This is a genomic window from Pseudomonas sp. MT92, from assembly GCF_058792515.1.
On record NZ_JBXAFA010000004.1, the window covers coordinates 429,559 to 452,083 of the forward strand.

Annotated in this window: 18 protein-coding genes and 1 tRNA gene; 7 read left to right on the plus strand and 12 right to left on the minus strand. The window is 61.2% G+C overall.

Annotated elements, in window-relative coordinates:
- Positions 1 to 212: 212 nt before the first annotated feature.
- On the plus strand, positions 213 to 1,268 hold the full coding sequence (locus AC1Q6D_RS10240; RefSeq protein WP_103405503.1) for an AraC family transcriptional regulator: 1,056 nt from the start codon (positions 213 to 215) through the stop codon (positions 1,266 to 1,268).
- 165 nt (positions 1,269 to 1,433) lie between these two features.
- On the opposite strand, the gene AC1Q6D_RS10245 is transcribed toward AC1Q6D_RS10240, so the two are convergent.
- The 11 genes from AC1Q6D_RS10245 to AC1Q6D_RS10295 all read right to left on the minus strand — a co-directional run bounded on the left by AC1Q6D_RS10245 (position 1,434) and on the right by AC1Q6D_RS10295 (position 13,732).
- Positions 1,434 to 2,444: a YeiH family protein gene (locus AC1Q6D_RS10245; protein ID WP_103405504.1), complete on the minus strand. Its 1,011-nt coding sequence runs from the start codon at positions 2,442 to 2,444 to the stop codon at positions 1,434 to 1,436.
- Positions 2,441 to 2,764 carry a Rieske (2Fe-2S) protein gene (locus tag AC1Q6D_RS10250; RefSeq protein ID WP_090461667.1) on the minus strand — a complete coding sequence of 108 codons (324 nt, stop codon included), beginning with the start codon at positions 2,762 to 2,764 and terminating at the stop codon, positions 2,441 to 2,443. Before AC1Q6D_RS10250 ends, AC1Q6D_RS10245 begins: the two co-directional genes overlap by 4 nt.
- Complete coding sequence (locus AC1Q6D_RS10255) at positions 2,761 to 3,423, minus strand: DsbA family oxidoreductase (protein WP_103405505.1); 663 nt, start codon at positions 3,421 to 3,423, stop codon at positions 2,761 to 2,763. Before AC1Q6D_RS10255 ends, AC1Q6D_RS10250 begins: the two co-directional genes overlap by 4 nt.
- The gene (locus tag AC1Q6D_RS10260) at positions 3,420 to 4,742 is read right to left on the minus strand and encodes an MFS transporter (RefSeq protein ID WP_103405506.1); all 1,323 of its coding nucleotides are present in this window, start codon (positions 4,740 to 4,742) and stop codon (positions 3,420 to 3,422) included. Before AC1Q6D_RS10260 ends, AC1Q6D_RS10255 begins: the two co-directional genes overlap by 4 nt.
- A gap of 91 nt (positions 4,743 to 4,833) precedes the next feature.
- Complete coding sequence (locus AC1Q6D_RS10265; RefSeq protein ID WP_103405507.1) at positions 4,834 to 5,886, minus strand: beta-keto acid cleavage family enzyme; 1,053 nt, start codon at positions 5,884 to 5,886, stop codon at positions 4,834 to 4,836.
- Positions 5,887 to 5,973: 87 nt separating this feature from the next.
- Positions 5,974 to 6,822 (minus strand): TauD/TfdA dioxygenase family protein, encoded by an 849-nt coding sequence (locus tag AC1Q6D_RS10270; protein WP_103405508.1) that lies wholly within the window; start codon positions 6,820 to 6,822, stop codon positions 5,974 to 5,976.
- A 14-nt stretch (positions 6,823 to 6,836) separates the two neighbouring features.
- Positions 6,837 to 7,817, minus strand: a complete 981-nt coding sequence (locus AC1Q6D_RS10275; protein WP_047528884.1) for a quinone oxidoreductase family protein — start codon at positions 7,815 to 7,817, stop codon at positions 6,837 to 6,839.
- 197 nt (positions 7,818 to 8,014) lie between these two features.
- Positions 8,015 to 9,628 carry a mechanosensitive ion channel family protein gene (locus AC1Q6D_RS10280; protein WP_103405509.1) on the minus strand — a complete coding sequence of 538 codons (1,614 nt, stop codon included), beginning with the start codon at positions 9,626 to 9,628 and terminating at the stop codon, positions 8,015 to 8,017.
- Between the two features lie 23 nt (positions 9,629 to 9,651).
- Entirely contained in the window at positions 9,652 to 10,746 is a 1,095-nt protein-coding gene (locus AC1Q6D_RS10285) for an AI-2E family transporter (protein ID WP_103405510.1), read from the minus strand.
- A 78-nt stretch (positions 10,747 to 10,824) separates the two neighbouring features.
- Positions 10,825 to 11,451, minus strand: a complete 627-nt coding sequence (locus tag AC1Q6D_RS10290) for a response regulator transcription factor (RefSeq protein WP_103405511.1) — start codon at positions 11,449 to 11,451, stop codon at positions 10,825 to 10,827.
- A 4-nt stretch (positions 11,452 to 11,455) separates the two neighbouring features.
- A complete protein-coding gene (locus AC1Q6D_RS10295; protein ID WP_103405512.1) occupies positions 11,456 to 13,732 on the minus strand; it encodes a PAS domain-containing sensor histidine kinase in 2,277 nt (758 codons plus the stop codon).
- Positions 13,733 to 13,961: 229 nt separating this feature from the next.
- On the opposite strand from AC1Q6D_RS10295, the gene AC1Q6D_RS10300 reads away from it, so the two are divergent.
- From AC1Q6D_RS10300 to AC1Q6D_RS10325, 6 genes are all read left to right on the plus strand, one after another.
- Positions 13,962 to 15,584, plus strand: coding sequence for an acyl-CoA synthetase (locus AC1Q6D_RS10300; protein ID WP_047528872.1), 1,623 nt, complete (start codon positions 13,962 to 13,964; stop codon positions 15,582 to 15,584).
- A gap of 125 nt (positions 15,585 to 15,709) precedes the next feature.
- Positions 15,710 to 16,036 (plus strand): DUF485 domain-containing protein, encoded by a 327-nt coding sequence (locus AC1Q6D_RS10305; RefSeq protein WP_052193517.1) that lies wholly within the window; start codon positions 15,710 to 15,712, stop codon positions 16,034 to 16,036.
- Positions 16,036 to 17,706, plus strand: coding sequence for a cation acetate symporter (locus tag AC1Q6D_RS10310; protein WP_103405513.1), 1,671 nt, complete (start codon positions 16,036 to 16,038; stop codon positions 17,704 to 17,706). Before AC1Q6D_RS10305 ends, AC1Q6D_RS10310 begins: the two co-directional genes overlap by 1 nt.
- 68 nt (positions 17,707 to 17,774) lie before the next feature.
- Positions 17,775 to 19,547, plus strand: coding sequence for an acyl-CoA dehydrogenase C-terminal domain-containing protein (locus tag AC1Q6D_RS10315; protein WP_103405514.1), 1,773 nt, complete (start codon positions 17,775 to 17,777; stop codon positions 19,545 to 19,547).
- Positions 19,548 to 19,675: 128 nt separating this feature from the next.
- Entirely contained in the window at positions 19,676 to 20,944 is a 1,269-nt protein-coding gene (locus AC1Q6D_RS10320; RefSeq protein WP_047528866.1) for an OprD family porin, read from the plus strand.
- Positions 20,945 to 21,138: 194 nt separating this feature from the next.
- Positions 21,139 to 22,416, plus strand: a complete 1,278-nt coding sequence (locus tag AC1Q6D_RS10325; RefSeq protein ID WP_256590344.1) for an OprD family porin — start codon at positions 21,139 to 21,141, stop codon at positions 22,414 to 22,416.
- An 8-nt stretch (positions 22,417 to 22,424) separates the two neighbouring features.
- Here the strand turns inward: AC1Q6D_RS10325 and AC1Q6D_RS10330 are convergent.
- Positions 22,425 to 22,520: transfer RNA gene (locus tag AC1Q6D_RS10330), tRNA-Sec, on the minus strand.
- Positions 22,521 to 22,525 lie beyond the last annotated feature (5 nt).

Below are 22,525 nucleotides of genomic sequence, written 5' to 3' on the forward strand. Positions count from 1 at the left end.
AATCTTTTTGTAGTACCGACATTAAAGAGCGCCCACCCGCTACGCTTTTCATTTGACGACACCGACTTTTCTTTTGATGACAGGACAAGGGCGCCTGATTGGTGGTCGTGTGGACGCGCAAAACATGGCTTCAAAAACTTTTCATTTCATGATGTGCTGGATATAGTCCGCCCCGCTCAACTCCATCGAGACGCTCCAGGGATGACCTCTTCATGACCAAGCTCGTTCGCGCCGCTGTCTTGACCAACTACCTGGATGTAGCCCATTACCTGGGGTTCAATCCGCATGATGTGCTGGCGCAGGTCGGCCTGAGCAAGGCCCGCCTGCTGGCCCCGGAACAACGCATTCCGATCGATTCCGCGGTGCGTCTGCTGGAGCTTTCGGCGACCGCCAGCGGTTGTCAGACCTTCGGCCTGAGCATGGCCGAGTCGCGTCAACTCTCGGACTTTGGCGTGGTCAGCCTGCTGCTCACGCACCAGCGGACGCTGCGTGATGCGTTGCAGGTGCTGGTGCATTACCGCCATCTCATGAACGACTCGTTGGCGATCTTCGTCGAGGAAGCGGGCAAGATGGTGATCATCCGTGAAGAGGTGGTCACCGAGTCTCCGATGTCCTGCCGGCAGGCCAATGAACTGGCCATCGGCGTGATGTTCCGTCTTTGCGCGGCGCTGCTGGGAACGCATTGGCATCCGTACAGCGTCAACTTCACCCACCAGGCCCCGGAAAACCTGCACCTGCATCGCCGCCTGTTCGGTTGCAACCTGGAGTTCGGCAGTGAGTTCAATGGCATTGTCTGCCCAGACGCCAGCCTCGACATGACCAATCCCCATGCCGACCCGGCCATGGCCCGTTACGCCCAAAGCTACCTGGATTCGCTACAGAGCCACGAAGGGCCGTCGATGCTGTTTGAGGTGCGCAAGGCCATTTACCTGCTGCTGCCGATGGGGCGCGCCACGATCGAGCAGATTGCCCAGACCCAGGGCATGAACGTACGGACCCTGCAACGTCGCCTCAAAGAGGATGGCTGCGCGTTCAACGACCTGATCAACGACGTGCGTCGCGACCTGGTGCTGCGCTATCTGGACAACCCCAATTACTCGCTGAGCCGAATCGCCGACATGCTCGGCTACTCCATGGCGAGCTCGTTCACGCGCTGGTTCATCAGCCAGTTCGACATGCCGCCAGCCGTTTGGCGCACCACCCATAAGCCTGGCAGTGCCAAGGCGCCGGCAGGCAGCAGCGTCCTTTCCGATCCAAAGAAGCCCTGAACACGCGCCGATCTTCCTGCAGGCAGCCTCCAAATAAAAAAACGACGACTGCTGGTACAGTCGCCGTAAAGGAACCGGTGCTTATGACGCCGGTCGAGTGCCGCACTGCGTCGGAGTGAACACAATGTGGCGCCGCTTGTTGAATGCGGTCGCGAGCAGCCGGGTTTACATCCCCCAGTGCAGCAACAGCAGCACAAGAACCACCAGGAACACGGTCTCCCCCACCATCAGCAGGATCGGCTTGATACCGACGGCCGCCAGCTCCTTGAGCTGGGTTTTCATGCCCAGGGCGCTGATGGACACCACCAGGCACCAGCGCGACAGTTCATTGACCGCGCCCTGCACCGCCGGGACCACCCAGCCGGTGCTGTTGATGCAGGCCAGTATCAGAAAACCGACCGCGAACCACGGCAGTAGCGGCGGCCGTTTGCCGGTGGGATCGGCGCCTTGCATGCGGGTGATCATGGCGGCGCTGACGATTACCGGCAGCAGCATGGCGACGCGCATCAGCTTGACCACGGTGGCGGTGTCGCCGGTCTCGGTCGACATGCTGTAACCGGCCCCGACGACCTGGGCGACGTCGTGGATGGTGGCGCCGAGAAACACACCGGCCACTTGCGGCGACAAGGCCAGCCAATTGGCGATCATCGGATAGACGATCATCGCCAGGGTCGACAGCGCCGAAACCCCGATGACCGTGAACAAGGTAGCCCGCTCTTTCTGCGGATGGTTGGGCAATGCCGCTGCCAGTGCCAACGCCGCCGATGCCCCGCAAATCGCGGTAGCCCCGCCGGTGAGCATGCCGAACAGGCGCTGGAACCCCATGGCCTTGGCCGCAATCACCGAGACACTAATGGTCACGACCACCAGAATCACCACCAAAGCCACCGGTTTCCAGCCCAGCGCGGCCATCTGTTCCAGGGTGATGCGCATGCCCAACAGCGCGACGCCGATGCGCAACACGCTGCGAGCGGTGAACTCGATGCCGGCCTTGCAGGCGCCGTCACCCGCCAGAAAGTTGAGCGCCATGCCCAGCAGCAACGCGAACAGCATCACCGGGGCGCCGTAATGCTCGGACAAAAACGACGCGGCGGCCGCCACGATCAGACTGACAATGAACCCCGGTGCCAATTCGCGGGTGCGGCTATGGATACGGGTAAGAGCAATGGCGCTCATGGCGCGGACTCCTCGGAAATGATGATGAACGCCTGGTCGTCGATGATCTCGACCGGGTAGTGGGTGACCTTGACCTGGGTGGAATTGAGCAGGTAGCCGCTGAGCAGGTCGAAGCGCAGGCCGTGGGCGCGGCACTGGATCACCCGGCCCTCCAGGCGCCCGCCACAGAGCGAGGCGCCCTGGTGCGGGCAGCTGTCGTCGATGGCGAACAACTGCCCGTCGACGTTGAACAGCGCCAGGCTTTTGTCTTCGAATTCGAACAGCGCACGGCCACCGGCCTGCGGGTGTTTGCCGGCCGGTACGGGGATACGTCTGGTCATGCCGGTTGCCGCTCGTGCGCACTCTCGTTAAGCGCTTCGCTCATGGCCCCGAGCAGCGACTGCGCGGGTTGTGCACCGATCACCGTCAAACGGCGGTCGAACTGAAAGCCCGGTACGCCGCTGGTCGCCTCGGGGGATCCGGCAAAGGGCGTGGCATCGCCCTTCAGGCAATCGAGCACGCTGTCCGTATCGACGCCGCAGGAGCGGGCTATGGCGAGCAAGGTCTCACGGCAACCCAGGTTTTCGCCTTTGCGGAAATAAGCGGCGAACAATCGTTCGAGCAGCATTTCACGCTGAGTGGCATTGCCCCGCGCGCTGACTCGCTCGAACAAACGATGGGCATCAGCGGTGTTGGGCATGGTCTCGATACGGCTGAAGTCGATGGTCAGTCCAACCGCCGAGGCAGCCTGCTTTACCTGGGCCTGGCGCATGGTCACTGCATCGGCATTGCCCAAGCGCTTGCGATAGAAATCGGCGAAGGGTTCACCTTCCACGGGCAACTGAGGCAGCAACTGCACCCCATGCCACACCGTGGTGATCTGCACGTCCGGATAGCGACTGCGAAACTGCACTTGCGCATGCTCCAACTGGCGTTTGCCGATTAGGCACCAGGGGCAGATGAAATCGAAAAACACATCAATGGATAAGCGACGACTCACAACTTCACCTCTAACCCGGCTGCATTGACAGGATCAGGCACGTGCTGACCCTGAAAGCGGGCAATATCTCTGTGGTAATGACACTTGGCATAAAAGAACACCGCGGCTGCCCCGAGGCTGACCAGAGGCACCCACTGGAAGGCCGCGTGCAGGCCGATCAGGTCGGACACCCTGCCAGTGATGAACGGCCCCGGCGCCAGGCCGAGCATGTTGTTGGCCAGGGTCAGGGTGGCGAACGCTGTGCCATGCAATGAATACGGGGTCAGGTTGGCCACCATCGCCCCGGCAGGACCGGTAGTGCCGGCGGCGATCAACATACCGAGGCAGATCAACGCCAGTTGCGCAGGCCCCGCCGGCAGGGCGAACGCCGCCGACAACAGCAGGCAACTGCCCAGGCAATAGGCAATGGCCAGGGCCACCTTGCGCTCCGGCGATTGCCGGCACAGGCGATCACTGAGCATGCCGCACAGAATCATCCCGGCACCGCTGCATAACACGATGATGGCCGCCATGCCTCCGGCTTTGTCCGTGCCCATTTCGTAGTAGCGATTCAGGTAACTGGGCATCCACACGATCACGGTGCCGCCGACAAACAATTGCAAGCCGCTGCCGACATAGGTCGCGATCACCGAGCGGCTGGAAAACAGCGTGCGCAACGGTTGCCTGGCCTTGGCGGCAGCCATGTTGGCCATGCGCTTCGGTGCGATGCGGGCTTCCTTGACGATGACCGGATACAGCACCGCCAGCAGCAGGCCAAACAGCGCCATCCCGGCAAACGACCAGCGCCAGCCCAGCTTGGCAGCGATGGCTCCACCCAAGGCCATGCCCAACACGGAGCCGAACATGCCACCCGCCATGAAGGCGCTGGCCAGGGTGGCCCGCATGTGTTTGGGGAACACGGAAATCACCACGGCGATACCGACACTGCCGTAAGCCGCTTCTCCGACCCCGACCATGAACCGGGCAATGAACATCTGCTGGTAATCCTGGGCCAGGGCACAACCCAGAGTGGCCACACTCCACAACAGCGCCATCAGGGCGAGGCTTTTGACCCGGCCGAAGCGATCCGCCATCAACGACAGCGGAAACGTCAGCAGGCCGACCATCAGGGCGACAACGCCACTGAGCAAGCCGAGCTGACCATCGCTCAAGGACCACTCGCCCTTGAGCATCGGGAACACCGCGTTCAGCACCTGACGCGACATATAGTCGGAAATCAACAGGCCGAACGTCAGTGCAAAGACGATCCAGGCATATTTGCGCGCAACGCCGACGCCACTGCAGTCGTCATCGTCCGCGGCGATTGGATGAAAGGCCATGCAGCCTCCTCAAAGCTTCGTTTTATTGTTGTTATCAAGCGTGTTGCATGCAGTGAGCGAGAGGCCAGCGACCTCTCGCCGCCACTGCCGGTCAGCCGCGCTGCGGCACACCCTTTTGCCCGGCCTTGCGGTTGGGGGCCATGCCGTTGGCCAACAGGGTTTCTTCGATGCTTTGGTATTGCACACCGATGCGATAGATCTCACGGGCTTCTTTGCCGGTGGCGATTTCGCGACCCAGTTCATGGGCGATGCGCACGGTTTGCTTGATCTGTGCGACCGAGCCGAAACGTTCGCCCTTGTGATCAATAATAGTGTCTTCGTTGCCCACGCGCGGGTGCAGGCCCATGGACATCGCCATGGTGTTGAACGGCAGCACGTTCTTGAGCAGCGATTCAGAGGTCAGGGTGCAGCCGTCCGGAACACGGTGGATGAAGTTGAAGAAGTTGAACGGGTTCGGGCCGTCGAAACCGCCACCGATGCCAATCCAGGTCAGGTTCAGCGGGCCCTTGTAGATGCCCTTGCGTACCAGACGTTCGAGGGTTTCATAGGCATGAATCCCGGTTAGCTGGAAGTGTGGCTGGATGCCGTTTTCCGTCAGGCGCTTGAGGTGCTCGGCCACCCAGGCCGGACCGGCCGGCACGGTCATTTCGCTGTAGGCGGCCTGGAACAACGGATTGGCCAGGGAGGTGCCTTCCAGGTATTGCGGATACAGCAGCTCCATGATGTTCATCTGGGTGGTGTTGATCGCCACCGTGACCTGATCCGGTTTTGGCGTCAGCTCGGCCAGCATGTGGCGAGTGTCGTCGGACAGCCACTTGGCTGCTTCACCATCGCTTTCAGGGGCGAAGGAAATCGAGCCGCCGACCTGGATGATCATGTCCGGCACGGCTTCGCGCACACCGGCGATCAGCTCGTTGAACTTGGACAGACGCTTGGACCCCTTGCCATCGAGTTCGCGCACGTGCAGGTGCAGGACCGTGGCACCGGCTTCGTAGCACTCGACCGCTTTTTGCACCTGCTCGTCCATGGTAAGCGGAATGTCTTCGGGGAAGTCTTCCGGCATCCATTCCGGGCCGTAGGGGGCCACGGTAATGACGACCTTTTCCATGTTTTCGGGGTGCAGGGAATCGTCGAAGAATTGCATGGTTTACTCCTGTTTTTATGATTGTCCCGTCCACCCGGGATCGTGCCGGGCAGACGTGTTTACGAGTGCGTATGCAGAAGGGGTCGATCAGTAAGTCTTGTCGCCGACGATCCCGGCGCGTTCCATCTTGCGATGGCACGGCGGGTAATCCATGACGGCGTAATGCTGCGTACTGCGGTTATCCCAGATGGCCACGCTGTTGGGCTTCCAGCGCCAGCGAACTTGATACTCGGGGATGTACGCCTGGCTGATCAGGTAACGCAGCAGCTCGCTCGCGCCAGGATTGGCGTCCTGGCCGAAACGCACCCGCTCGGGGGTGTGGTAGTTGCTGAAATGGGTGGTGAAGGCGTTGACGAACAGCACCTTCTCGCCGGTTTCCGGGTGGGTGCGCACCACCGGGTGCTCGGCGTCCGGATACAGGGCCTTGAGCGCCAGGCGTTTTTCGAGAGGCATGGCCGCGCCAAAGCTCGCTTCGATGCTGTGGCGGGCACGCAGGTCGGCAATCTTCACCTTCACGTCATCGGGCAGGTTGTCGTAAGCCTCGACCATGTTCGCCCACATGGTGTCACCGCCGACCGGTGGGCACTCCACGCAGCGCAGCACGCAACCCATGGGCGGTGATTCGCGCCAGGTGGCGTCGGTGTGCCAGGCATTTTCATAGCGGTCCATTGGCTGGCCCGGTTTTTTGTAGATCTGCACCAGGCCGGGGTGATCCGGATCACTGCCGGCTACCGGATGATCCTCCAGCTCGCCGAAGCGCCGGGCGAACGCGACGTGCTCGGCACGACTGATGTTCTGGTCGCGCAGGAACACCACACGATGAGTGAGCAACTGGGCCCGAATCTCAGCAAAAAGACCCTCGTCATGGATCGCGTCGGCAAGGTTGACGCCGATCAGTTCCGCACCAATGTTGCAGGTCAATTGTTCGACTTTCATGGCAGCGGACTCCCTTAAATGACGAAAATCGACGAGCCAGTGGTCTTGCGCGACTCCAGGTCCCGGTGGGCCTGAACGGCATCCTGCAAGGCGTAGTGCTGGTTGATCTCGATCTTGATCCGGCCATTGCCGACGTGGTCGAACAGTTCACCGGCCAGGGCCGCTTTTTCCGCAGGGTCGGCGATGTAATCGGCCAGCGCCGGGCGAGTCAGGAACAGCGAGCCTTTCATCGCCAGCATCACCGGGTCGAACGCCGGGATCGGGCCGGAAGCCGTACCGACGCAGACCATCAGGCCGCGGCGCTTGAGCGAATCGAGCGAGCCCATGAAAGTGTTCTTGCCGACGCTGTCGAACACCACGTTGACGCCAACACCGTCCGTCAGCTCGCGAACCCGCTGGGCGACATCTTCATGGCTGTAATTGATGACATGGTCGCAGCCATGGGCCCGGGCGATTTCGCCCTTGACCTCGGTGGATACGGTGCCGATCACGGTCAGGCCCAGCAGCTTGGCCCACTGCGAAACGATCAGGCCGACCCCACCGGCGGCAGCGTGCAGCAAAATGCTGTCGCCGACCTTGAAATCGTAGATGCGCCGCATCAGGTACGACGACGTCAGGCCGCGCATGGTCATGGCCGCCGCGGTCTCGAAACTGATGGTTTCCGGAAGTTTGATCAGCGGTGCCGCCGGGATCAGACGCTCGGTGCTGTAGGCCCCCAGCGTGTTGAGAAACCCGGTATAGGTGACGCGATCACCCACTTGTACATTGGTCACCCCTTCGCCAACGGCCTGGACCACGCCGGACGCTTCGACCCCCATGCCGTTCGGCAGCGGGATCGGGTAAGTGCCGTTGCGAAAGTAGGTGTCGGCATAGTTCAGGCCGACCGCGACGTGACGAAGACGAACCTGGCCCGGGCCCGGGTCCCCCACTTCGACCTCTTCGTAACGAAGCACCTCGGGACCACCGGTTTCGTAAAAGCGAACGGCTTTGGCCATTTTTTCTTATTCTCCAATCTGCATTTTGGCGAGTGCGTCGAATTGCGCTGATTGGACTGTAGGTCTGCGGCTCAGTCATCGCTTCTCATCAGACGACAACGGCTTTTCATTTCATGACAGGCGTGGGGCTCGCCGGGAGAATCACAGCGGCCATTGCGGCGGTGCGGGCTTGCTCGTCTTCTGCTTCTCGCGGTCAGTCACTTTGTCTCCTTCGGCTCCTGGGCAGGTGCCGAATACCATTTCTCCCTCGGCACCCACTTCTCTTCCCGCGGGTCGCCGAAATAGTGCGGCGACATGATTTGCACGCCGTACTCGTTGAACACATCCTGGATATTGGCGTGCAGCATGCTGAGCAATTCGGCACGCGGGCGCGGCTGGCTGGGGATGGCCTGGGCCACGAGGCGGTACTCCGGGTAGAAGTCCGACAAAGCGGTCTGAAACACTTGAGGCGTGGGCACTGCGAGTATCCCGGCGGTGCGTCTGGCGGCCTCCAGCAGCATGGCTTCGACCTGCCGCCACGGCGTGTCGTAGCCGATGGTCACCACCGTATCGACCACATAACCGGCGCCCTGCACGGTCCGCGAATAGTTCTTGGTGACCGAGTTGGTGATCATCGAGTTGGGCAAGGTCAGCACCTCGCCCAGGCCGGTACGGATGCGCGTGGTGAACATGCCCAGCTCGGTCACCGTGCCTTCGTATTCGCCGATGCGCACGAACTCCCCCGGTCGCAGGGTGCGTGTGTAGGTCAGAATCAGCCCCGACGCCGCCTGGCCAACCACACTGGTGGCGCCCAGGGAAATCATCAGGCCGATCAGCACCGACAAGCCCTTGAATGCATCGGTACCCGCCCCCGGCAAGTATGGATAGGCCATGGCCAACGCAAATAACCAGATCGCCAGGGACATCAGCCGGGTGGTCGGCTGCAGGGTTTCCTCATTCAGCCAATTCAAGATGCCGGGGCCGGCCATGCGCCGCAACACTCGCTTGCTGAATGCGCTGACGCCCCGGGCAATGAAGAAAATCATCAGGGCCACGCCCAGCCCGGGAATCGCGCTGATAATGCTTTGGAACAGGTAGGTCGCGACCTCCAGCAGGTAGTTATTGAGGCTTTCGCCCCACGGCCGGGTGTAGGGAAAACGCGACAGGACAAATCCCAGCCATTCATAGGTCAACAGCAACACCACCAACCAACGCAGAAACCACAACACACGGCTGACCAGCGGGTAGAGGAAATTGGCATCGATGAGCTGCACGCGTCCCACGCTCAACGCCTGGGTGTGCCGATGCATCAACGCCGGTAGTTTTTTCAACAATTTGAGCCGCAGGTAAACCATGCCCCATAGCAGCGCGAAATAAAGGGTGGTGGCCAGCGTGACGGCGATCAACGCCCTGAGAATCAGCCGCAGGCTGCGCGCTTCCTGGGTTTCAGCGACTACCTGACGCAGGTTCTGCGCCGCTTGCTCGGCGGTCTCCAGGACTGACGCGGTGCCCAGGCTGTCGACGTCTTTGGGGGAGACAATGAAAGCGCGCCGGGTGCCCAACAGCACCAGGTAACTGTTCTGGATCGGATCGATGCGGACGTTGAGATCGTCGGATTCATCCAGCGCCTCGCGGATCACGGCGCCAGCGCGTTTGACCCGCGATTGCGGCGGTTCTCCAAGTACCGTGGCACGGAACACCATGACACTGCGGTTGGCCACTTTGAGTTCGGCGGACACATCCGAGGCCTTGGGTGCATCCTCGGCCCACAGATGCACCGGGCTCAATAAACAGAAAACGGCGATGACGACGGTGAGTACCCTGATGCGCATGCTGAGCTCCTTCCCGCACAGGTTCAGAGTAATGGCTGATTTTCATCCTGGGGCCGATCCTCCACCCACTGCCAGAACAACTGATAGCCGACCGCAAGCACCACCGGGCCGATGAACAAGCCGAGGATGCCGCTGGTGACCATGCCGCCCAGGGCACCAATCAATATCACCGGCATCGGCACATCCACACCGCGCCCCAGCATCAAGGGTTTGAGTACATTGTCCACCAGCCCCGCAACGAACACATAAATGGCGAACACGATGGTGCCGGTATTGGGGCCTTCGGTGGCGAACACATAAACGATGACCGGGATGGTAATCAGCGTCGCCGGCAGCTGCATGATCCCCAGCAACAATATCCCCAGTGCCAGCAACCCGGCGGCAGGCACGCCCTTGAAGACAAACCCCAGGCCCACCAGCAACATCTGGATAAAAGCGATGCCGACCACCCCGAGCGCCACGGCACGGATGGTTGCGGTGCACAGTGCCGCGATGCTCGGCCCTCTGTCCGGGCCGCTGATACGCGAGGCGATCTGGATCGCGCTACGGTTGCCGGCTTCACCGTAGGCCATGAAGATACCGGCGATGATCAGCGCAAAGATGAAAATGAGAAAGCCCATGCCGAGTCCGGCCAGTTTACTCAGCAGCCCCAGGCTGATGCCTTTGATTTGCGGAATGTACTTCACGGTCAGGCTTGGCAAGTCGTTGGCTGCCTGCAACCACAGGGCCGATATGGGTTTGCCCACCAATGGCCAGGTGGCGACGGATTCGGCCGGAGGGGGAATTTGAAAGCCTTGGGTCTTGACCGTGGTGATGGTGTTCTGCACCGAGTCGGCAATCGAGGAGCCCAACAGATAGACCGGCACCATCAGGATCGCGATGGCGACGAGCACGATCAGGGTCGCAATGAATCCATCCTTGTGCCCAAGGGGCCCCCTGAGCCGCGTTTGCAACGGGTAAAGCGTGATCGCCAGGATCAACGACCACAACATCAAGTCGCGAAACGGTCGGAAAATCTCGAAGCAAAACAGCACCATGACGACAATCAGTCCGGCGCGGATCATTACGTCAAGCAGGCCGCGGGACAAGGTTTTCACTGTGATCGATGTGGGCGCCATTGCTGTCTCCTCACGGTTCGCCGTGAAGTGGGCGAATCTGTTAGCCCAGCATAGACGCACATTGCACGGCGCGAAGGTTCAACGCAGCTTCAGTGGATCGACCATGTTCGCCGCAATGGCCATGCCCACCAGGTCCGGTAACGTGCTGGCCTGCATACGTTTCATGACGCGCGAGCGATACAGATCGACGGTCTTTGCACTCACCCCCAGTTGCTCGGCGATTTCGCGGGTGGTGTAACCCTGCACCAGAGGCAACATGACGTCGCGTTCCCGTGGAGTCAGGGTCAGCAAGCGTGCCTGCAAGGCCTGATTGCCGGACCGCTGCGTGGCGCAACTGCTCAGTGCCTGCTGCACGCTGTCGAGCAGCAACTGCTCGTTGTAGGGTTTTTCGATGAAGTCATGGGCGCCGGCCTTGAAGGCACGGACCACGATTGGCACATCGGCGTGGCCGCTGACGAAAATGATCGGCAGGTTCAGCTCACGCACGCGCATTTCTTCCTGTACGTTCAACCCCCCCATGCCGGGCATGCGCACGTCGAGAATCACGCAGGCATCGAGACTGGCGTCGCAGGCATCGAGGAACTCGACACCACTGGTAAACGGCAAGGCCTTGAGACCGACCGACTCCAATAACCACACTGTTGATTCGAGCATGCCCTGGTCATCGTCGACCACATACACCACGTGCTCCGTCGCACCTGCCATTACGTCATTCCTGTTGTTGTTTTGTTGGACCGGCAAGCGGCAGGCGGCAACACATCAGCAACCCGACAGGCTGGCGCCGGGCCTGCAGTTCGCCACCGAAACCCTCGATGATGCTGCGGCTCATGGACAAGCCGAGCCCCAGGCCATCGGCCTTGCTGGTGTAGAACGGGGTAAAAATCTGCTCCAGTTCGGGCTCGCCGACCCCCGGCCCCTGGTCTCGCACACTGATTTCCAGGGTGCCACCACTGCCCTGCTCCACCGCCATCACGATCAGCGAAGGCTGGCCAGGATGTTGCTCGCGATTAGCGTCGATGGCATTGCGCAGCAGATTGAGCAACACCTGCTCAAGCAACACGCGGTCGGCATAAACGGGCGGCAGATTATCCGGCAGTCGATCCTCGATTGTCACTTGGCAATTGCTCGCCTCCCAGGCACACAAACGCACCGATTCACGGGCGACTTCGGTCAGGTTCAGCGCCTGCATGCGACGCTGCCCCTTGCGCAGAAACGCGCGCAGACGCCGGATCACTTCAGACGCATGGGTGGCGTGATGGGTAATGCGCTCCAGGCCCTGCGCCACCCTGGCGGCCGCCTGGGGATTGCTGCCCAGGGTCTGCAAATAGCGTTGGCTCGCATTGGCGTAATTCACCACGGCAGCCAGTGGCTGGTTGATTTCATGGGCAATCCCCGAGGCCAGTTCGCCCAGCGTCACCAACCGCGCGGTGTGCGCCAGCTCATCCTGATGGCGACGTTGTTGCACTTCGCGCAGCTCCCTTTCGGTCATGTCCCGTGCCACCAGCGAGTAATAGCGCTCGCCGCCGGCAGAACGGTGCGCCAGCAACACCAGCGACACGGGCACCGACGTGCCGCCGCCAGGCGGCTGCAAGCGCGCATCGGTGCTCCAGACGCCATCGCGTTCGGCGCTGCTCCAGCCGTCACGTTGCAGGCGCCCCAGGTCGCTACTGGCGAACAACTCGGCCAGGGCTGGCATCGCTTGCTGCTCATCGATGCCGAGAATGCGCCGCGCCGCCGGGTTGAGGTAAGTGACTTGGCCCTTGGGGTCGATGAACAGCACCGGATCGGTGTTGGCCTCCACCACCTCGGCCAGTCGTCGCTTGTTTTCCTCGGCCTGCACCCGCGCCGTGATGTCCCTGGAGACGCTGACCACTTCGACCACCGCTCCGGTGTAGGTTTCGCGTATCGCGCGGCAGGCGGTTTCGAACCACAGGTAATGCCCGTCGCGATGGCGGATGCGGTAGGTCATCGTGTGATATCCATCCTGCTCCAGCGCATCGCGCGCGCGCTGAACCAGGCTGGCCAGGTCCTGCCCATGGAACAGGCCTTGGGCCATTTGCCCGCGCAATTCCTCGGGCCAGTAGCCGAGCAAGGTCCAGGACGCGGGCGAGGCATCGAGAAAGCGCCCGTCCGGCGTGTGCCGGGAAATCAGGTCAGTGGTGTTTTCGATGATCAGCCGGTACAGCCGGCGAGCGGTGGCCGCTTCCCGTTCTGCCAGCACCTGGGTCGTGGCGTACCGGCAACGGGCGAGCACGCGGTTGTCCTGGGGATCGGGGATGAAGGTCCAGATCAGTATTTGCTCTTCGAACTGTGCCTCGACGCCTTCGATGGCACGTTGCTGATCCAGGCATGCGCGCACCAACACACGATGATTGACCGGTAAAAAGCCCAACACATCGGTCAACGGCTTTTCGGCAAGCAAGGCCAATAGCGCCGCGTTGAACTCCAGCGGTCGGCCCTGTGCATCGAGCAACAGGCTCGGTTGCGGATCATGGCCCAGCAACGGCGAACCGCGCAGCATGCCATTGACACTGGTCAGCAATGTCGTCAACAAGTCCTGCACCCAGCCCAGCCAGTCGAGACTCACACCCTCGCGCACTTCCACCAGCAACAACCCGGCCTGCCCCGGCTGCAGGGCCAGATCGAACACCTGGCCATGGCTGATGGCCGCTCGACGCAATCGGCCCGACAACCAGCAGTCGAGTTGACGGACTTGAGCCAGATCCAGACGCCCGGCTTCGACCAGATGCTCAAACAGCAACTGATCGCTGGCCAGCGCCGGGTCGCCCTGGCCCGGCGGAAAGTGCTGGGCCGAGCCCTCGTGACCGTAGATCCGCGCACCGGGCTGCCAACTGAGATAAACCGCACGCTGCACTTCGGGGCAATCCTGAAGGGCACGACACAACGCATCGGCGCGGGCGGATAACGCCACGCCTTCGCGCTGCAGGCGCAACCAGCTGTGCAATCGAACGGGGGTCAGGGTCATCGCGGGTCCACTTTGTCAGGAAAACCAAGCATATACCGGCTTTGGAGGTGCGGCGGCATTGATTTGGATCGGAAAGAATTAAATATAGTAGAACTACTATACGCCCTAGGTTGTACTTCCATACGTATAGCTGGATGTTATATAACGTACTCCGGACATCAAGGTGCCCTCAGCGACTGCCTCGCGAGTTCACCCATAGAGCTAACAATAAGCCACCGAGTACCCGAAAATGTCGATCTATGAGCAAGGGTTAGACCCTTCGGCTGTCAATCACATTGCCCTGTCTCCGCTCAGTTTCATCGAGCGCACTGCCAACGTTTATCCCCACTACCCCGCCGTCATCCACGGCTCGATCCGCCGTACCTGGGCGCAGACCTACGCCCGCTGCCGGCGACTGGCCTCTGCTCTGGCCGGTCGCGGCATCGGCAAGGACGACACGGTGGCGGTGATGCTGCCCAACATTCCCGAGATGCTTGAGGTGCATTTCGGCGTGCCGATGATCGGTGCCGTGCTCAACCCGCTCAACGTTCGTCTGGATGCCGAGGCCATCGCCTTCATGCTCCAGCATGGCGAAGCCAAGGTGTTGATTACCGACCGTGAGTTCCACAACGTGATCCGCGCAGCGATCGGCATGCTCGATCACCCGCCGCTGGTGATCGACGTCAACGACCCGGAATACGGCGAAGGCCAGGCCGTCAGCGATCTGGACTACGAAGCGCTGTTGGCCGAAGGCGATCCGGATTTCGCCTGGAAATGGCCAACCGACGAGTGGCAAGCCATCTCCCTGAACTACACCTCCGGCACCACCGGTAATCCCAAGGGCGTGGTTTACCACCATCGCGGTGCCTACCTGAACTCACTGGGCAACCAGATGACCTGGGCCATGGGCAACCACCCCGTGTACCTCTGGACGTTGCCGATGTTCCATTGCAACGGTTGGTGCTACCCCTGGACCATCACCGCAATGGCCGGTGTGCATGTGTTCCTGCGCCGGGTCGACCCGCAGAAAATCCTGACGCTGATTCGCGAACACCAGATCACTCACCTGTGCGGTGCACCGATCGTGCTCAATGCCCTGGTGAACATGCCGGAATCGGCGAAAGCGGCCATCGATCATCCGGTCAACGCCATGGTTGCCGGCGCCGCGCCGCCCGCCAAAGTGATCGGCGCCGTCGAAGCGATGGGCATCAAGGTCACTCACGTGTATGGCCTGACCGAAACCTACGGCCCGGTGACGATTTGCGCCTGGCATGCCGAATGGGACGAGTTGCCCCTGGATGAGCGGGCGCAAATCAAGTCTCGACAAGGCGTGCGCTACCCGACACTGGAAGGCGTGATGGTCGCTGATTCGGCGACCCTGGAGCCGACCCCGCGCGATGGCCTGACCATCGGTGAGATCTTCATGCGCGGCAATACCGTGATGAAGGGCTACCTGAAGAACCCGTCCGCCACTGCCGAAGCGTTCGAAGGGGGCTGGTTCCACACCGGCGACCTGGCGGTGTGTCATCCCGACGGTTACGTCGAGATCAAGGATCGCCTCAAGGACATCATCATTTCCGGCGGCGAGAACATTTCCACCATCGAACTCGAAGGTGTGCTCTACCGCCATCCGGGTGTGCTGGAAGCTGCGGTGGTTGCCCGTCCCGATGAAAAATGGGGCGAAACGCCCTGCGCCTTCATCACACTCAAGACCGATCACCAGGACGTTTGCGAGGCAGACATCATCACTTTCTGTCGCGAACACCTGGCCGGCTTCAAAGTGCCGCGCACCGTGATCTTTACCCTGTTGCCGAAGACATCCACCGGCAAGATCCAGAAGTACGTGTTGCGCGACCGGGCCGCAGCGCTCTAACCCGAAACAACGATGTACCCCTCGGGCGGCAGGTGATCAACCTGCCGCCTCGGGTTCGTGCACGCCGAATTCGGCGATGCCGGGCCCACCACGGACCGATAACAAAAACAAAAGTGGAGCTACTGATGATCGACATCCATTCAACCGATACCCAACGTTGCGAACGCATTCGCAACAATCCCAAATTCCTTGAACTGGTGAGCAGTCGTTCGCGCCTGGCCTGGTCGTTGAGTGCCGCCGTGCTGGGCACTTACTACCTGTTCATGCTGATTGTGGCGTTTGCCCCGCAGTGGCTGCACGCGCCGCTCGGCGAGCACCGGATGTTGACGCTCGGCATGCCGGTAGGCGCGGCAATCATCGTGTTTTCCTGGCTGCTGACCGGCTGGTATGTCTACAGCGCCAATACGCGCTTCGATGTCCTGGGCGCCGCCATTCTCGAGGAGAGCAAATGATGACCCTGTTCAACAAGCTCATCCTCGGCACTCTCGGCCTGTTGCCGGCCTCGGTCGTACTCGCCGCACCGGCCCTCGGGGCGGTGGAAAAACAGCCGCTCAACCTGAATGCGATCGGCATGTTCTTCGTCTTCGTCCTGGGCACGCTGGCCATTACCTGGTGGGCGGCGCGTCAAACCCAATCCACCTCGGACTTCTACACGGCCGGCGGCGGTATCAGCGGCTTTCAGAATGGCCTGGCGATTGCCGGTGACTACATGTCGGCGGCCACCCTGCTGGGGCTGTCCAGCCTGGTGTTCGCCAAGGGCTACGATGGTTTCATTTATACCATTGGCTTCTTCGTCGGCTGGCCGATCATCACCTTCCTGATGGCCGAGCGTCTGCGCAATCTGGGGCGCTATACCTTCGCCGACATCGTTTCCTATCGGCTGGACCAGAACAAGGTGCGGATCTTCGCGGCCTTCGGTTCATTGACGGTGGTGTGCTGCTACCTGATCGTGCAGATGGTCGGTGCGGGTCAGCTGATCAAGCTGCTGTTCGGGCTCGACTACCCGGTGGCGGTGGTGATCGTCGGTGCGCTGATGCTGGTGTATGTGATCTTCGGCGGCATGATCGCCACCACCTGGGTGCAGATCATCAAAGCCGTGCTGTTGCTGGCCGGTGGCACCACCCTCGCGGTGATGGCGATGTCGCAGTTCGGTTTCAGCTACGAGACCCTGGCCGACAAAGCCGTGCAGGCCCACGCCAGCGGCTGGAACATCATGGGCCCGGGCTCGATGCTCGCCGATCCGATCAACACCGCGTCGATGTCCCTGGGCCTGGTGTTCGGCATCGCCGGCCTGCCGCACATTCTCATGCGTTTCTTCACCGTGCCTAACGCCAAAGAGGCGCGTAAATCGGTGTTCTACGCCACCGGCTTCATCGGTTTCTTCTTCCTGGTGGTGTGCACCCTGGGCTTTGCCGCGATGGTGATCATCGGCACCGATCCGCAGTACTACGTCAACGGTGAAGTCGGCGGCGCCCTGATTGGCGGCGGCAACATGGTGGCCATGCACCTGGCCAAAGCGGTCGGCGGCAACCTGTTCTTCGGCTTCCTTGCGGCGGTCGCATTCGCCACCATCCTGGCGGTGGTGTCCGGGCTGGCACTGGCCGGTGCTTCGGCGATCTCCCATGACCTCTACGCCACCGTGTTCAAGAAGGGCAAGGCCAGCGAGAAACAGGAAATGCGCGTCACACGCATGGCCACGGTAGGCCTGGGCATCATCGCGATTCTGCTGGGCATTCTGTTCGAGAAGATGAATGTCGCGTTCCTCGTGGGCCTGACCTTCGGCATCGCCGCGTCGACCAACTTCCCGGTGCTGATCATGGCCATGTACTGGAGAGGCCTGACCACCAAAGGCGCGATCATCGGCGGTTTTGCCGGCCTGGTTTGCGCGCTGGTGCTGGTGATCCTCTCGCCAGCGGTCTGGGTCACTGTGCTCGGTCATGCTCACGCGATCTTCCCGTATGACCACCCGGCGCTGTTTTCCATGCCGCTGGCGTTCCTGGTGATCGTCGTGGTGTCCAGGCTCGACCGCAGCGTGCGCGCCGACAAGGAGCGTGATGCCTTCGCCGACCAGTTTGTCCGCGCCCAGACCGGTCTCGGTGCCGCCGCCGCTTCCAGTCACTGATCGAAAAGGCACGGCCCGCCCATGCGGCGCCGTGCCCGTTGCACAACCGTCCCAACGAGGTTCACGTTATGCCCCAATTCAATGCCCCGCTGCGCGACATGCGCTTTGTGCTGCATGAAGTATTCGACGCCCCGGCCCTGTGGGCGCGCCTGCCGGCCCTGGCCGACAGCGTCGACGCCGATACGGCCGACGCCATTCTTGAAGAAGCGGCGAAAGTCACCTCGCACTTGATTGCACCACTCAATCGCAGCGGTGATGAAGAAGGCGCGCAATGGCATGAAGGCCAAGTCACCACGCCCATCGGCTTCAAGCAGGCTTACACCACCTACATCGAAGGCGGTTGGGTGGGTTTGTCCGGTAATGCCGAGTTCGGCGGTATGGGCATGCCGAAGATGCTCGCGGTGCAGTTCGAAGAGATGCTCTACGGCGCCAACTCGAGCTTTGCACTGTATTCGGCCTTGAGTTCCGGTGCGTGCCTGGCGCTGGATGCCCATGCCAGCGAGACCCTGAAAAACCTCTATCTGCCGCCGATGTATGAAGGTCGCTGGGCCGGTTCCATGTGCCTGACCGAAGCCCACGCCGGCACCGACCTGGGGCTCATCCGCACCCGCGCCGAGCCTCAGGCCGATGGCAGCTACGCCATCACCGGCAGCAAGATTTTCATCACCGGTGGCGATCAGGACCTGACTGAAAACATCGTGCACCTGGTGCTGGCCAAGCTGCCGGATGCGCCGGCTGGCCCGAAAGGCATCTCGCTGTTTCTGGTGCCGAAAGTGCTGGTCAATGCCGACGGCTCCCTGGGCGCCGGCAATGCCGTGAGCTGTGGTTCGATCGAACACAAGATGGGCATCAAGGCGTCGGCCACCTGCGTGATGAACTTCGACGGTGCCAGCGGCTGGTTGATCGGTGAAGCGAACAAGGGCCTGGCGGCGATGTTCACCATGATGAACTACGAACGCCTGTCCATCGGCATTCAGGGCATCGGTTGTGCCGAGGCGTCCTACCAGAGCGCCGTGGCATATGCCCGCGAACGCATTCAGAGCCGCTCGCCGACCGGTGCCATGGCCCCGGGCAAGGCAGCCGACCCGATCATCGTTCACCCTGACGTGCGTCGCATGTTGCTGAGCATGAAAGCCATGACTGAAGGCGGCCGCGCGTTCGCCAGTTATGTCGGGCAGCAACTGGACCTGGCGAAGTTTTCCGACGATGCCTGGGAACGCGAAAGCGCACAGGACCTGGTCGCGTTACTGACACCGGTGGCCAAGGCGTTTTTTACCGACACCGGGCTGGAAAGCTGTGTCAACGGCCAGCAAGTGTTCGGTGGCCATGGCTACATCCGCGAATGGGGCCAGGAGCAGTTGGTGCGTGACGTGCGCATCGCGCAGATTTATGAAGGCACCAACGGCATCCAGGCGCTGGACCTGCTCGGCCGCAAAGTGCTGGCCGACAAGGGGCTGGCGCTGCGCCAATTCACCGGGGAGATTCGCCGCTTTGCCACCCAGCCGAACGCCCCCTATGCCGCTCAACTGCTCGACGCGGTGCGATGCCTGGAGGAACTGAGCGACTGGCTGCAGGATCGCGCGGCGACCAATCGCAACGAAGTCGGAGCCGCTTCGGTGGAATACCTGCACCTCTTCGGATATGTCGCCTACGCCTGGCTCTGGGCACGGATGGCTCAGGTCGCCCAGCAAAAACGCAGTGAAGACGAAGGTTTTTATGGCGCGAAAATCGCCACCGCCGACTTCTACATCCACCGCCTGCTGCCACGCATCTTGAGCCTGGAGCAATCCATTCGCGCTGGCAGTGGTCCGTTGTTCGGCTTGAGCGCCGAACAGTTCTGACGTTTTCACCAACGCGGCGTCAGCTCCTCTCATTTTGGCGCCGCGTTTTTTATTCATAAGCCCTTGCCGCCATGGCGAGGGCCGCTGTGCCCGTCATTTCAACAATAAAAAAACAAAGGGGCTTCATCATGGACCGCAATACCTGCACCCTCTCGACCCGACTGCTGCTTGCCGGCGGTATCATCAGTCTCTCGGCTCCCGCCTCTGCTGACTTCGTCAAGGACAGCAAGGCCAGCCTCGAGCTGCGTAACTTCTACTTCAACCGGGATTACCGCCAGGACAACGCTGCGCAATCCAAACAAGAGGAATGGGCGCAAGGTTTCCTGCTGCGCTATGAGTCCGGTTTTACCGAAGGGTTGATCGGTGTCGGTTTCGATGCCATCGGCCTGCTGGGCGTCAAGCTCGATTCCAGCCCTGATCGCGCCGGCTCCGGCCTGCTCAAACGCCATAGCGACACAAGCAAAGGCGCTCAGGACGAATACGGCGAAATGGGTGTGACGGCAAAGCTGCGTGCATCCAAAAGCACGCTGAAACTCGGCACGTTGCTGCCCAAGGTGCCGACGGTATTGGCCAACGACTCACGGTTGTTGCCACAAACGTTCGAAGGCGGTCAGTTGACTTCGATGGAAATCGAAGGCCTGACCATCGATGGTGGACGGCTGACACAGGTCAATCAGCGCGACTCTTCGAACTATGAAGACATGGGCATTACCCGAACCGGCGCCAAGGGCATCACCAGTCGCCATTTGACGAGCGACAGCTTCGACTTCGCCAGTCTGAGCTACAAGTGGACCAGCAATCTGACCACCGGGTATGCCTACGGCCACCTCGATAACTTCTATGACCAGCACATGGTCAACCTGACTTACCTGTTGCCAGTGACCGCTGGCCAGTCATTGAAGACAGACCTGCGCTTTGCCCGCTCGACCGATGATGGCGGCAGCAATATCGACAACAATGCGTTCGGCGCCATGTTCACCTATAGCCTGGGCGGGCATGCCTTCGGCCTGGGCTATCAAGGCATGAGCGGTGACACCGGGTTTGCCTATATCAACGGAGCCGATGCATTCCTGGTGAACTTCGTCCAGATCGGCGACTTCGCCAGCAAGGACGAGCAGTCCTGGCAGGCGCGCTACGACTACAACTTCGCAGCCGTCGGCGTGCCCGGCCTGACCTTCATGACCCGCTACATCAACGGTTCCAACATTGACCTGGGCAGCAATCGGCCCGAAGGCAAGGAATGGGAGCGCGATACCGACATTGGCTACGTGGTCCAGAGTGGCCCGTTGAAGAATGTCGGGGTGAAATGGCGCAACGCGACCGTGCGCTCGAGCCACTTTGGCAGCGACCTCGATGAAAACCGCTTGATCCTCAGCTACACCTTACCGATCTGGTAAACCCCGAAATGTCGTTCCCACGCTTGCGTGGGAACGACAAACGCAGCCCCCCTCGAAAAACATTTCTGACACAGCACACCGATTCAATATTCCCGGCTGAATCTACGCAATCATGCACGCCTCGTTTCCCGTCAGCCCGCAAGGAAACTGCATTGCAAGATCATCGAATCGGACCGTGCTTCTGGTTTTCGCTACTGGCCACCGGCATCACCGGGACCGCCCTGGCAGACGAACCGACATCAGGCTTTCTCGACGGTGCGTCGCTGGAAGTGCTCAGTCGCAACTTCTACCTCAACAGCGATTACCGTTCCCCCTCACCGACGGGCAAAAGCTATAAAGCCGAATGGGCTCAGGGCTTTATCAGCTCTTTTGAATCCGGATTCACACCGGGGACCGTGGGTTTTGGCCTCGACGCCCATGCCTTCCTGGGCGTGAAACTGGACAGCGGAAAGGGCCGTTCCGGAACCGGCCTGTTGCCGGTCGACAGCGACGGGCGTAGCGCCAGTGACTACTCCAGCGGTGGTGGTGCAATCAAACTCAAACGGTCGAAAACCACGCTATCCTTCGGTGAAATGACGGTGGAAACCCCGGTGTTCGACACCTCAGACAAGCGCCTGCAACCGGAATACGCCACGGGTTTTCTGCTCAACAGCCGCGAAATCGACGGAATGAACCTTACTGCCGGCCACTTCACCGCCTTCAAGAACCAGGACAGTTCCTCAAGCAAGGGCAATTTTTCCGGTTACGGGGCCAATACCGACGCGGGCGGGATCTCGTTCGCCGGCGCCGACCTGTTCACACAGAGCCCTGTCGGCGGCGCACTGTACGCGTCAGAGCTGACGGACACCTGGTACCAGTACTACGGCAACCTGCACCTGAAACAGCCGGGGATATTCCTCGACGCGAACATCTACCACACCCGGCAAACCGGTCAGGCGCTGGCCGGCGCCATCGACAACACCGCCTACAGCCTGTCAGGCAAATACACGCTCGGAGCCCACGGTTTCACCCTGGCGTATCAAAAAGTCCAGGGCAACACACCCTTCGATTTTGTCGGCGGCGATTCGATCTACCTCGCCAACTCGATCAAGTACGCCGACTTCAACGGCGCGGGTGAACGCTCGTGGCAGGCACGTTACGACCTCGACTTGAGCACCTTTGGCGTGCCCGGCCTGAACTTCATGACCCGCTACGTCAAAGGCACCGGCATCGATGGCACCCATGCGCCCCAGGGCGGCGCCTACAACCCCTTCGACCCGTCGCTGGGTGAGTACGTGCCGCAACAAGGGGATGGCGGACGCCACTGGGAACGCGACATCGACCTGCGCTATATCGTGCAGTCCGGTTCCGCCAAGGGGTTGAGCCTGCAGGTGTCCCATGTGTCGCACCGCGCCAACGCTGCCCAGGGCGGTGACGACATCGACAGGCTTTACGTGGTCATTCAGTACCCGCTGAATTTCGGGCCCTTCTGAGTGGAAAATGGCGGAAGGTAGCCGGAGTCGAACCTGCCCGGGAACGGATGCCGTCCCCCTCCGGGTTTGAAGCCCGGCCGCGCCACCGGGCGCGATTACCTTCCTTGAA

What these genes read in the sequence shown, in the direction of transcription:
- AC1Q6D_RS10285 (WP_103405510.1), bottom strand. Translation starts at nt 10,746, where the DNA reads ATGGCGCCCACATCGATCACAGTGAAAACCTTGTCCCGCGGCCTGCTT.
- AC1Q6D_RS10310 (WP_103405513.1), top strand. Translation starts at nt 16,036, where the DNA reads ATGACCCTGTTCAACAAGCTCATCCTCGGCACTCTCGGCCTGTTGCCG.
- AC1Q6D_RS10305 (WP_052193517.1), top strand. Translation starts at nt 15,710, where the DNA reads ATGATCGACATCCATTCAACCGATACCCAACGTTGCGAACGCATTCGC.
- AC1Q6D_RS10265 (WP_103405507.1), bottom strand. Translation starts at nt 5,886, where the DNA reads ATGCAATTCTTCGACGATTCCCTGCACCCCGAAAACATGGAAAAGGTC.
- AC1Q6D_RS10315 (WP_103405514.1), top strand. Translation starts at nt 17,775, where the DNA reads ATGCCCCAATTCAATGCCCCGCTGCGCGACATGCGCTTTGTGCTGCAT.
- AC1Q6D_RS10295 (WP_103405512.1), bottom strand. Translation starts at nt 13,732, where the DNA reads ATGACCCTGACCCCCGTTCGATTGCACAGCTGGTTGCGCCTGCAGCGC.
- AC1Q6D_RS10260 (WP_103405506.1), bottom strand. Translation starts at nt 4,742, where the DNA reads ATGGCCTTTCATCCAATCGCCGCGGACGATGACGACTGCAGTGGCGTC.
- AC1Q6D_RS10275 (WP_047528884.1), bottom strand. Translation starts at nt 7,817, where the DNA reads ATGGCCAAAGCCGTTCGCTTTTACGAAACCGGTGGTCCCGAGGTGCTT.
- AC1Q6D_RS10250 (WP_090461667.1), bottom strand. Translation starts at nt 2,764, where the DNA reads ATGACCAGACGTATCCCCGTACCGGCCGGCAAACACCCGCAGGCCGGT.
- AC1Q6D_RS10240 (WP_103405503.1), top strand. Translation starts at nt 213, where the DNA reads ATGACCAAGCTCGTTCGCGCCGCTGTCTTGACCAACTACCTGGATGTA.
- AC1Q6D_RS10290 (WP_103405511.1), bottom strand. Translation starts at nt 11,451, where the DNA reads ATGGCAGGTGCGACGGAGCACGTGGTGTATGTGGTCGACGATGACCAG.
- AC1Q6D_RS10320 (WP_047528866.1), top strand. Translation starts at nt 19,676, where the DNA reads ATGGACCGCAATACCTGCACCCTCTCGACCCGACTGCTGCTTGCCGGC.
- AC1Q6D_RS10280 (WP_103405509.1), bottom strand. Translation starts at nt 9,628, where the DNA reads ATGCGCATCAGGGTACTCACCGTCGTCATCGCCGTTTTCTGTTTATTG.
- AC1Q6D_RS10300 (WP_047528872.1), top strand. Translation starts at nt 13,962, where the DNA reads ATGTCGATCTATGAGCAAGGGTTAGACCCTTCGGCTGTCAATCACATT.
- AC1Q6D_RS10270 (WP_103405508.1), bottom strand. Translation starts at nt 6,822, where the DNA reads ATGAAAGTCGAACAATTGACCTGCAACATTGGTGCGGAACTGATCGGC.
- AC1Q6D_RS10245 (WP_103405504.1), bottom strand. Translation starts at nt 2,444, where the DNA reads ATGAGCGCCATTGCTCTTACCCGTATCCATAGCCGCACCCGCGAATTG.